This is a genomic window from Amycolatopsis sp. SID8362, assembly GCF_010550475.1.
GTDB lineage: Bacteria > Actinomycetota > Actinomycetes > Mycobacteriales > Pseudonocardiaceae > Amycolatopsis > Amycolatopsis eburnea.
Genome location: NZ_JAAGNB010000500.1, coordinates 1 through 9,822 on the forward strand (window position 1 = coordinate 1; position 9,822 = coordinate 9,822).

The following is a 9,822-nucleotide window of genomic DNA, read 5'->3' on the forward strand; positions in this document are numbered from 1 at the left end:
CGGCGGGAGCGGCAGCGGGGGCAGCTCGCCCGCGACGCCTTGGGTGATGTTCCCGACCGTGTTGACCGTGCCCTGCGCGGCCGGGCAGACGCCCTTCGCCGCCGCGTCGCCGACCACCGGCACGTCGCCGATGCCGAGCGCGCGGACGGTGTCGCCGACCGGCAGCGTGAGCAGCGGCGCGGTGCCGTTCGTGTTCCGCGAGGTCGAGTCCAGCCCGACGCTCAGCTGGTTCGGGGCGTTCAGCGGGGCACCGGCGTCGAGCACGAGGCCGGTCTTCGCGTCGCGGGCCTGGCCGTCCTGCAGCGTCGCCGTGCAGTCACCGCCGAGGGTCGGGCTGGTGTCCGCGCTCGCCACGCCCGGCATTGCCAGGGCGGCGGATGCGGCGAAAGTGAACCCCAGTGCGGTGATCCGTGCGAACTGCTTCCCCATCGATGCCCTCCGGCAGTCGGACCAATCTGGATCACGGAACGCGCTCACGGTACTCCACGAGCGTCACCAACCGGTCCCGCAGGGGAAAGGAGAAGCCGGAGTAGCGTGCTCGGCATGCTGATTGGCGCCCATGTCCGTGACGACGACCCGTTGACCGCGGTCGCCGAGCGCAAAGCCGACGTCGTCCAGTTCTTCCTCTCGGACCCGCAGGGCTGGAAGGCCCCGAAGCCGCACCCCCACGGCGAGGCCATCGCGGCCGACCCCGTCGAGGTGTTCATCCACTCTCCTTACCTCATCAACGTGGCTTCGCTGAACAACCGGATCCGGATCCCATCCCGTAAGAACGTCACGCAGCACGCGGACGGTGCGGCAGCGATTGGCGCGAAGGGCCTGATCGTGCACGGCGGGCACGTCGGCGCGAACGACGACGCCGAGACCGGCCTCGACAACTGGCGCAAGCTCTTCGAGCGCGAGCAGGAGAAGGGCGGCTTCAAGGTCCCGATCCTGATCGAGAACACCGCGGGCGGCGAGAACGCGATGACCCGCGACCTCGACGTCATCGCCCGGCTCTGGGACAAGGTCGGCGAGTTCGGCGCCGGGTTCTGCCTGGACACCTGCCACGCGTTCGCCGCGGGCTGGGACCTCGAGACGGCCGTCGAGAAGGTCAAGGCCATCACCGGCCGGATCGACCTGGTGCACCTCAACAACTCGCGCGACGAGTTCGGCTCGACCCGCGACCGGCACGCCAACGTCGTCGAGGGCGAAGGCACGATCGACCCCGAGGTGCTGGTCGAGGTGGCCCGCTCGGCGGGCGCCCCGGTCGTCGTCGAGACCCCGGCCGAAGGCCAGGCCGCCGACATCGCCTACCTGCGGGAAAAGCTCGGTTAGACGGCCACGGCCTTCCGGCGGCGCCGCGTGGCGTTCGGGATGATCACGTCCCGGGCGCCGTCGAGGAAGCCGCCGGCCGGGTCGTCGTCGCCGTCGAGCCGGACCAGGTCCGTCGACGGCCGGTAGATCTCCCGCACGACCAGCACGCACAGCGCGGCCACGGCCAGGTCGCGCACCACGACCGTGCCGAGGAACCAGCCTTCGGGCAGGCCCTTGTGGTCGACGCCGAGGTAGTAGAACATCCGCGGCACCCAGACCAGCGCGTCGATGAGCATCCAGCCGAGCAGCAGCCGCCAGCGCGGGATCGCCAGCACCGCCAGCGGCACCAGCCACAGCGAGTACTGCGGGCTCCACACCTTGTTCGTCAGCAGGAACGCGGCCACGACCAGGAACGCGAGCTGGCCGACGCGCGGCCGTCGCGGTGCGGCGAGCGCGATATACGCGATCCCCGCGCAGCAGGCGAGGAACAGCACGGCCACCGTCAGGTTCAGGTACGTCGGCGTCTGGTTCTTCTGCAGCACGCCGTCGAACCCGGCCCAGCCCGTCGTGTACGACAGGACGTTGTACAGCGAGTCCGGGTCCATCGGGCGCAGGGTGTTCATCCGGAAGAACTCCCACCAGCCGCGGGTGGCGGTGAGGATGAACGGCGCGTTCACCGCCAGCCACGTCAGGACGGTGGCGCCCGCGGTCTTCCAGAACGGCGTCAGCTTCCCCGCGCGCAGGCACAGGAAGAACAGCACGCCGAGCAGGAACAGCGGGTAGAGCTTCGCCGTCGCGCCGAGGCCGAGCAGGAGCCCGGCGAGCAGCGGCCGCTTGCGCGCCCAGGCCAGCAGGCCGGTCGCGGTGAACGCGGTCGCGATCGCGTCGAAGTTGGTGAACGCGTGCACCAGCACCAGCGGCGAGATCGCCACCAGCACCATGTCCCACGGCCGGCGTTTCACCGTCCGCCCGGTGGCCCAGACGGTGACGAGCCAGGCGAGCGCCAGGAAGAACGCCGTGATGTCGAAGTAGATGGCCACCGGCAGGCCGCCGGGCAGCCAGCCGGCCTGGGCGACGTTGTACCAGCCGGCCGCGAGCTTGGCGTTCGCCCACTGGAAGAGGCCGGTGAACACCGGGTATTCCATGTACCGGGTGCCGTTCTCCGCCGTCTGGGAGTTCTCCTTCCACGACGTGTAGTACGGGAAGGTGCCCGGCCGGTCGAGCCGCTCGGAGCTGTAGAGCGGCACGATGTCGGAGTAGCACATCGCGACGAACGGGCGGCCCGCGCGCCAGTCGAGCTGGGTGGCGCCGCTGGAGTCCTGGTACTGCTGGATGCAGGAGCCCTTGCCGAACCAGCAGAGCATCAGCGCGAGCGTGGCGAGCAGCAGCCCGACGCGCTGGGGCGACCAGAACCAGTGCCTGCCGATCGCCGCGTGCTCACCGAGCGGGCCGCCGACGGGTCTGGTGACCGCCGCCGCGAGTGGCTCGTTCCAGCTCGGGACGACCCGGTCCGCCCGGGTCAGCGTCACGGGGCCGGGGTCCGGCTCGCGCGTGGTCTCCTCTGGCACGAGGCGGATCGTATCGGTGATCCGCGAACGCGGCGGTGAAGCCGGTGATCATGCCGGATTCGCGTAGTACGAGGCCAGGACCTCGGCGGCGGCGCCGCGGGTGACGAGCTCCTCGCCGGAGGTGTCTTCGACGACCTCGATCCGCTGCCAGTGCGGCACCGGGAGCAGTTCCTCGAGCCGGGCCGAAACGGCTTCGCGGTGCACGTCCGGTTCGTCCCGCACGGCCCGCCCGGCCAGCACGATCCGCTCCAGGTCGAGCACCTGGACGAGGTCGGCGAGCCCGATGCCGAGGAAGCCGGCCGCGGCGCGCGTGTCCGGCGCGCCCTTGGCCATGATCTCGACGCAGCCGCGCCGCCCGCAGGCGCAGCGAGGCCCGTCGTAGGCGATCGTGGTGTGCCCGAACTCACCCGCGTTGGTCCGCGGGCCGCGGTAGAGCCGCCCGTCGATCAGCAGGCCGACGCCGATGCCGGTGCCGACGAGCACCACCGCGGTCGCCGTCGGCTCGCCGTGCGGCCACAGCCGGGCGAACGCGGCGGCGTTGGTGTTCTTGTCGAGCGTGACCGGCAGCCCGGCGCGCTTCTCCAGCAGGTCACGCAGGGGGACGTCGTGCCAGCCGGGCATGTTCGTCGCGTCGCGGACCAGTCCGGCGAGGTGGTCGAGCGGGCCGACCGCGCCCAGGCCGAGGCCGAGCACGTCGAAGCCGTCGGCGAGCTCGAGCGCGGCGGTCCCGATGGCCTCGACCGCCTGCTCGGGCGTGAACCCGGGCGGCAGCGGGCCGCCCGCGGTCTCTTCGACCTCGCCGATGAGGTTGGTGCGCAGCACGCGGAACTCGTCGCGGTCGAGGCGCGCGCCGAGCGCGTGCCGGGCGCCCGGCCGGATGGTCAGCAGCGTCCGCGGCTTGCCGACGCCGGTGGACGGCTGGCGCTCTTCGTCCAGCAAACCGGCGTCGAGGAGTTCGGGCACGATCTTGGAGACGGCCTGCTGGGTCAGCCCGGTGCGTTCGGCGAGTTCGACGCGGCTGAGGCCGCCGGCGCGCAGGATGTGGGTGAGCAGCAGGGCGCGGTTGTGCTCCCGCACGCCGCGCAGGTTGACGCCGGTGTCCGCCATGGTCAGGATCTTCGCACGTCTGGCCAATTACGCAACAGTGTTGTTTAATGGCGGCATGAGCGACTTGCGCGTGGGTGTTCTCGGGTACGGCATCGGCGGCCGCGTCTTCCACGCGCCGCTGGTGGCGGCGACGCCCGGGCTCACCCCCGCGGTGATCACGACCTCGTCCAACGCCGCCCAGGCGCGCACCGACCACCCCGGCGCGGAGGTCGTGCCGGACGCCGACGCGTTCTTCGAGCACGCGGAGGAGCTGGACCTGGTCGTGGTCAGCACGCCGAACCGCACGCACGTGCCGCTCGCGCTGCGGGCGATCGAGGCCGGCCTGCCGGTGGTCGTCGACAAGCCGTTCGCGCCGACCGCGGCCGAGGCCGAGCGGGTCGTGGCCGCGGCGAACGCGGCGGGCGTCGGCCTGACCGTGTTCCAGAACCGGCGGCTCGACTCCGACTTCCTCACCGTCCGGAAGGTCCTCGAGTCCGGCAAGCTCGGCGAGGTCTTCCGCTTCGAGTCCCGCTACGACCGCTGGGTGCCCAAGCCCAAGGACAACTGGCGCGAGTTCGGCGACCCGGCCGAGGCCGGCGGCCTGCTCTACGACCTCGGCGCGCACATCATCGACCAGGCGCTGCAGCTGTTCGGCCCGGTCACGCAGGTCTACGCGGAAACCGACCGCCGCCGCGCCGGCGTCCAGGTCGACGACGACGTCTTCGTCGCGCTGAAGCACGCCAACGGCGTCCGCTCGCACCTCTGGGCGTCCGCGCTCGCCGGCACGCAGAACCCGCGGTTCCGGGTGCTCGGCGACCAGGCGACCTTCACCAAGTACGGCCTCGACGTGCAGGAACCGCAGATCAAGGCGGGCATGCGCCCCGGCGACGACGCGTGGGGCGTCGAACCGGCGTCGGACGCGGGCAAGATCGGCGTCGGCAACGACGTCAAGACCGTCCCCACCGAAACCGGCCGCTACGAGCAGTTCTACGCGCAGGTGCGCGACGCGTTGCGCGGCGAAGGCGAGTTCCCGGTCGACCCCGAGTCGTCGGTCGCGGCCCTGCGCGTGATCGAAGCCGCGCACCGCTCCGGCGTCGAAGGCGTGACGGTCGCCCTCTGACCGGCCGTGACCTCGGTGACCCCCAGCTCCGAGGTCACGGCCTCCTCCGGCCGCGCTGCTGGTCCTGCAGTTCCTGCAGCCGCTGCTGGAATTCGCGGATCCGGTCGAGCTGGTCGTCCTGCTGCCGGTTGCCGTCGCCGAACCGGACCGAATCCCGCTGGTCCCGCTGTTGTTGCTGTTGCGGCGGCTGCTGGACCTGCACCCGGTCCTGCGGCGAGCTGATCGCCGCGACGCGGTCGAAGCGCTCGCCCGGCCGTCCGGTCAGGTAGAGCTGCATGAACCGGTCCCAGATCGGGCCGGCGAGCGTCGAGCCGAACAGTGGCGCGCCACCCGGGCCGCGCAGCGCCTTGTCGCCGTCGCTGCCCACCCAGACCGCGGCCGACACCGACGGCGTGTAGCCGACCATCCACGTCTGGGAGTTCGCGTTCGCCGCCGACGCGGGTTCGTCGTTCTGCGGCGTGTGCTGCTGGGTCCCGGTCTTGCCCGCGCACTCGTGGCCGTTCGGGCAGCTCAGCCGGGAGAACGGGATCACCGGCGCGAGCGCGGCCGTGACGTTCCCGGCGATCTGCGCGCTCTTCTGCGTGTCGTTGTCGGCGAACGCGTCGATCGAGCGGAGCTTCGCCTCGTACGCGGTTTCGCCGTTCGCGTTGGTCACCTTCTGCACGAAGTGCCGGTCGCGCTGGACGCCGCCCGCGGCGAAGGTCGCGTACGCCGAGGCCATGTCGGCCGGCGTGACCTGCGTGCCGCCCCCGCCGATGGAGATGTTGTTGTCGCCGGTGAACAGCTCGCTGCGGCCGCCGTTGTCCTTCGTGCGGATACCCGCTTCGCGCGCGGCTTCCGCGACGCCGGACGGCTTCGTGACGTTGAGGACCATGTCGTAGAACACCGTGTTCGTGGAGCGCTGCATCGCCTCGGAGACGGTGCACTCCTGCGAACAGCTGCTGCTGTCGCCGGCGTTGCGGATCGGCAGGTCGACGCCGGGGAACGTGCGCGGGGACGTGCCGTCGAACCGCGCGTCGAGGCCGCGGCCGAGCTTGAGGAACGCGGCCAGGTCGAACGGCTTCATCGACGACCCGGGGTTGTGCGCCTCGTCGGCCCAGTCGCGTCCGGCCAGGTCCTCGCCGTTGGGGCCCTTCACGATCGCGTCGCCGCCGTAGTACGCGAGCACGCCGCCGGTCTTCGGGTCGACGGCCACCAGCGCGTTCAGGATCCGGTCGTCGGTCTGGTCCGCCATCCCTTCGGCCACGGCCCGCTCGGCGGACTGCTGCGCCTGCGGGTCGATGGTGGTGAAGACCTGGAAACCGCCCGAGTAGTACTGCTTCTCGTCGATCCCCTGCGCGGCCAGCTCGGCTTTGACCTGCTTCTTGAGGAACGGGTTGAGCGCGCCCGCCTGCCTGCTCTCGCGCAGCGGGATCGGGGTCGGGAACTTCGCGGCGGCGCGCTGGGCCGGCGTCAGGTAGCCGTTCTTGAGCATCCGGTCCAGCGCCGTGGTCCACCGGTTGGTCGCGACGGCCGTGTTCTCCGAGCGGCCCGGCTGCTGGATCAGCCCGGCGAGCAGCGCGGCCTGCGAGTAGTCGAGCTGCCCGGCGTCCTTGCCGAAGTACGCCTGCGCGGCGGCCTGGATCCCGTACGAGCCGCGGCCGAAGTAGATGATGTTGAGGTAGGCGGTGATGATGTCCGCCTTCTCGTAGGTCTGGTTCATCTTGAACGACTTAGCGAGCTCGACCCACTTGCGCGTCAACGTCGGGTCGTCGTCGCCGGACGCGTTCTTGATGTACTGCTGCGAAATCGTCGAGCCGCCGCCCGAGCCGCCGGTGACCTGGTTGTAGGCCGCGCGCAGGATGCCGCCGACGTCGAAGCCGGAGTTCGTCTCGAACGACGCGTCCTCGGTGGCGATCACGGCTTTCTTGACGACGTCCGGGATCTGGTTCGGCGCGAGGATCTGCCGGTTGCCGCCGGTGGGGACGTCCTTGCCCATCTCGGTGCCGTCGCTGAACAGGTAGGTGACGGCCTGGCCCTGCGCCTGCGCGATCGTCTCCGGCGAGGGGACGTCGACGGCGAAGTAGGTGATCGCGAAGGCGATCCCGGGGACGAAGAAGAACAGCCCGGCGGCCACGTAGGCGATCCGCCGGACCCGCTTCCACCGCCGTCGCCGCAGGTCCTGTGCGGTGAGCGGGCGCGGCCGGCGCGGCGGCGCACCGGCCCGCTGCCGGATGATCGGCACGGTCGGCGGCTCGTCCGGCCCGGTCCCGTTGTGCGCGTGGTGGGTGATCAGCTCGGGCTCGCTGCCCAGCAACCCGGCACGCGGCACGGGCCGCCGGGCGCGACGACGTCGGGGTTCGGGCTGCCGGTCGTGGTTCACGGGCCGTCCTCCACGGTGGGCTGCGGACGCAGTCCTCTCGGGAGGCACACGTACCGCCGCCCACCGTGGTTCAGCCGGTTACGCCGATGGGTCCGGTGTATCGGTCGGAGTTTCCTTCGGGGTCGTCGACGGCTTCGGGTGCTTCGGCGTGCTCTCCTTCGACGACGACGGGTCGCCGTCGTGCCCGTTGCCGTTGCCGTTGTCGCCCTGGTCGCCGCCGGTGTTCTCGTCGGTCGGGGTCGAGTCCGTCGTCGTCGCCACGTCGGACGACGGCGGGGGCGCGACCTCGCCGCCGATGCGCTCGACCTTGTCGAAGCGCTCGCCCGGCTTGCCCGTCAGGTACAGCGACAGGAACTTCTGCCACATCGGGCCGGCGATCGTGGAGCCGTAGATCGGCGAGTTGTTCTTGCCGTGCAGCGGCTTGTTGCCGTCACCGCCGACCCAGGCCGCCACCGAGATCGACGGCGTGTACCCGACCATCCACGTCTGCGAGTTCGCGTTCGCCGCCCACGCCGGCTCGCCCGCGACCTTCGTGTGCTGCTGCGTCCCGGTCTTGCCGGCGCACTCGTGGCCGTTGGGGCACTTCAGCTTCGAGAACCCGATGACCGGCTTCAGCGCTTCGGTGACGTTGCCGGCGATCTGCCGGCTCTTGTCAGCGTCGCTGTCGAACACAGCCTTGGCGTCGGTCGAGGCCTCCCACGCGACTTCGTTCTGCGCGTTGGTCACCTTCTGCACGAAGTGGCGGTCGCGCTGCTGGCCGTTGGCGGCGAAGGTCGCGTACGCCGCGGCCATGTCCAGCGGGGTGATCTGGGTTTCGCCACCGCCGAGGGAGATGTTGTTGTCCTTGGTGGAGATGATCGACTGGCCGCCGTCCTCCTTGACCTTGACCCCGGCTTCCTTCGCGGCTTCCTTGACCGGGCCCTGCTTGGTGTCGTTGAGGACCATGTCGTAGAACACGGTGTTCGCCGACCGCATCATCGCTTCCGACACCGTGCACTGCTGGGAGCAGGTGCTGCCCGGGCCGGCGTTGCGGACGACGCGGCCGTCGAAGACGCGGTTGTTGGAGCCGTCGTAGGTGGTGTCGAGGCCCTTGCCCATCTTGAGCAGCGCGGTGAGGTCGAACGGCTTCATCGACGAGCCCGGGTTCTGCGGGGTGTCCGCCCAGTCGCGCCCGGCCTGGTCCTGGCCGTTGACCTGCACGATCGGCTTGCCGCCGTAGTAGGCGAGCACGCCGCCGGTCTTCGGGTCGACGGCGACGAGCGCGTTGAGCAGGTTGTCGTCGACCTGGTTCTTCATCGCGTCGGTCGCGGCCTGCTCGGCGGCCTGCTGCGCCTTCGGGTCGATCGTCGTCTGGACCACGAAACCGCCGGCGTAGTAGCGGTCTTCCGGGATGTCGTGCGCGGCCAGCTCGTTCTTCACCTGCTGCACGACGAACGCGGGCGGCGCGCCGGCCTGCTGCTTGCTGTCTTCCAGCGGGATCGGCGTCGGGAACTGCGCCGCCGCCCGGTCGGCCGCGCTGATGTAGTTGTTCTTCACCATCCGGTCGAGCGCGGTGTTCCAGCGGTCGTTCGCGACCTTGGGGTTCTCCGAGCGGCCCGGCTGCTGGATCAGGCCCGCGAGCAGTGCGGCTTCCGAGAACGAAAGGTCCTTGGCTTCCTTGTGGAAGAAGGCCTGCGACGCCGCGCCCACGCCGTACGCCCCGCGTCCGAAGTAGATGATGTTCAGGTACGCGGTGATGATGTCCTTCTTCTCGTACGTCTGGTTCATCTTGAAGGACTTGGCCAGCTCGGTCCACTTGCGCGTCAACGTCGGGGCGTCGTTGTCGGTGGCCTTCTTGATGTACTGCTGCGAAATCGTCGAACCACCGCCGGTGCCGCCGGTGGCCTGGTTGTAGACCGCGCGCAGCAGCCCGCCGACGTCGAAGCCGGAGTTGGTCTCGAACGAGTCGTCCTCGGTCGCGATCGCCGCGTGCTTCATGACGTCCGGGATCTGGTCGGGCGTCAGCAGCACCCGGTTGCCGCCGCGCGGGACGTCCTTGCCCATCGGCGAGCCGTCGGCGTAGAGGTAGGACACCGCCTGGCTCTGGTTCTGCGCGACCTCGGTCGGCGAGGGCACGTCGACCAGGAAGTACGTGATGACGAACGCGATCGCGGGCACCACGAAGAACAACCCGAAGAACCCGTACGCGACTCTTCGGATGATCTTCCAGCGGCGCTTCTTCTTCTGCGCCGGGGTCAGGACCGGCTTGCCGTCGCGTTCGGGCTCGACGTCGTCGTCGTAGCCGGACGGCTCGTCGTACGCGTGGTGCGTCATCAGCTCGGGCCCGCCGCTCATCGGCGGCGGCTCGGGCCGGTACCCGCGCGGCGGCTGCTGCGGGCGGCCGGGCGGCG

Annotated in this window: 6 protein-coding genes and 1 pseudogene; 2 read left to right on the forward strand and 5 right to left on the reverse strand. The window is 70.6% G+C overall.

Annotated elements, in window-relative coordinates:
• Positions 1–429: pseudogene (locus G3I65_RS15975) on the reverse strand (hypothetical protein); the annotation flags it as partial.
• 114 nt (positions 430–543) lie between these two features.
• Between G3I65_RS15975 and G3I65_RS15980 the strand changes: the two are divergent.
• Positions 544–1,317, forward strand: coding sequence for a deoxyribonuclease IV (locus G3I65_RS15980; protein ID WP_163046696.1), 774 nt, complete (start codon positions 544–546; stop codon positions 1,315–1,317).
• Here G3I65_RS15980 and G3I65_RS15985 read toward each other — a convergent pair.
• Positions 1,314–2,864, reverse strand: a complete 1,551-nt coding sequence (locus tag G3I65_RS15985) for a glycosyltransferase 87 family protein (protein ID WP_160696817.1) — start codon at positions 2,862–2,864, stop codon at positions 1,314–1,316. The genes G3I65_RS15980 and G3I65_RS15985 overlap by 4 nt on opposite strands.
• A 48-nt stretch (positions 2,865–2,912) precedes the next feature.
• The gene (locus G3I65_RS15990; RefSeq protein ID WP_160696819.1) at positions 2,913–3,971 is read right to left on the reverse strand and encodes an ROK family transcriptional regulator; all 1,059 of its coding nucleotides are present in this window, start codon (positions 3,969–3,971) and stop codon (positions 2,913–2,915) included.
• Positions 3,972–4,026: 55 nt separating this feature from the next.
• Here G3I65_RS15990 and G3I65_RS15995 point away from each other — a divergent pair, with 55 nt between their 5' ends.
• A complete protein-coding gene (locus G3I65_RS15995) occupies positions 4,027–5,070 on the forward strand; it encodes a Gfo/Idh/MocA family oxidoreductase (protein ID WP_160696818.1) in 1,044 nt (347 codons plus the stop codon).
• 34 nt (positions 5,071–5,104) lie between these two features.
• Here the strand turns inward: G3I65_RS15995 and G3I65_RS16000 are convergent, their stop codons facing one another.
• On the reverse strand, positions 5,105–7,432 hold the full coding sequence (locus G3I65_RS16000) for a transglycosylase domain-containing protein (protein WP_309235491.1): 2,328 nt from the start codon (positions 7,430–7,432) through the stop codon (positions 5,105–5,107).
• Between the two features lie 78 nt (positions 7,433–7,510).
• Positions 7,511–9,822 (reverse strand): transglycosylase domain-containing protein (locus G3I65_RS16005; RefSeq protein ID WP_309235492.1); only part of this gene is annotated, 2,312 nt, incomplete at its 5' end.

Coding starts and splice junctions, on each gene's coding strand:
- G3I65_RS15995 (WP_160696818.1), top strand. CDS start 4,027: ATGAGCGACTTGCGCGTGGGTGTTCTCGGGTACGGCATCGGCGGCCGC.
- G3I65_RS15990 (WP_160696819.1), bottom strand. CDS start 3,971: ATGGCGGACACCGGCGTCAACCTGCGCGGCGTGCGGGAGCACAACCGC.
- G3I65_RS15980 (WP_163046696.1), top strand. CDS start 544: ATGCTGATTGGCGCCCATGTCCGTGACGACGACCCGTTGACCGCGGTC.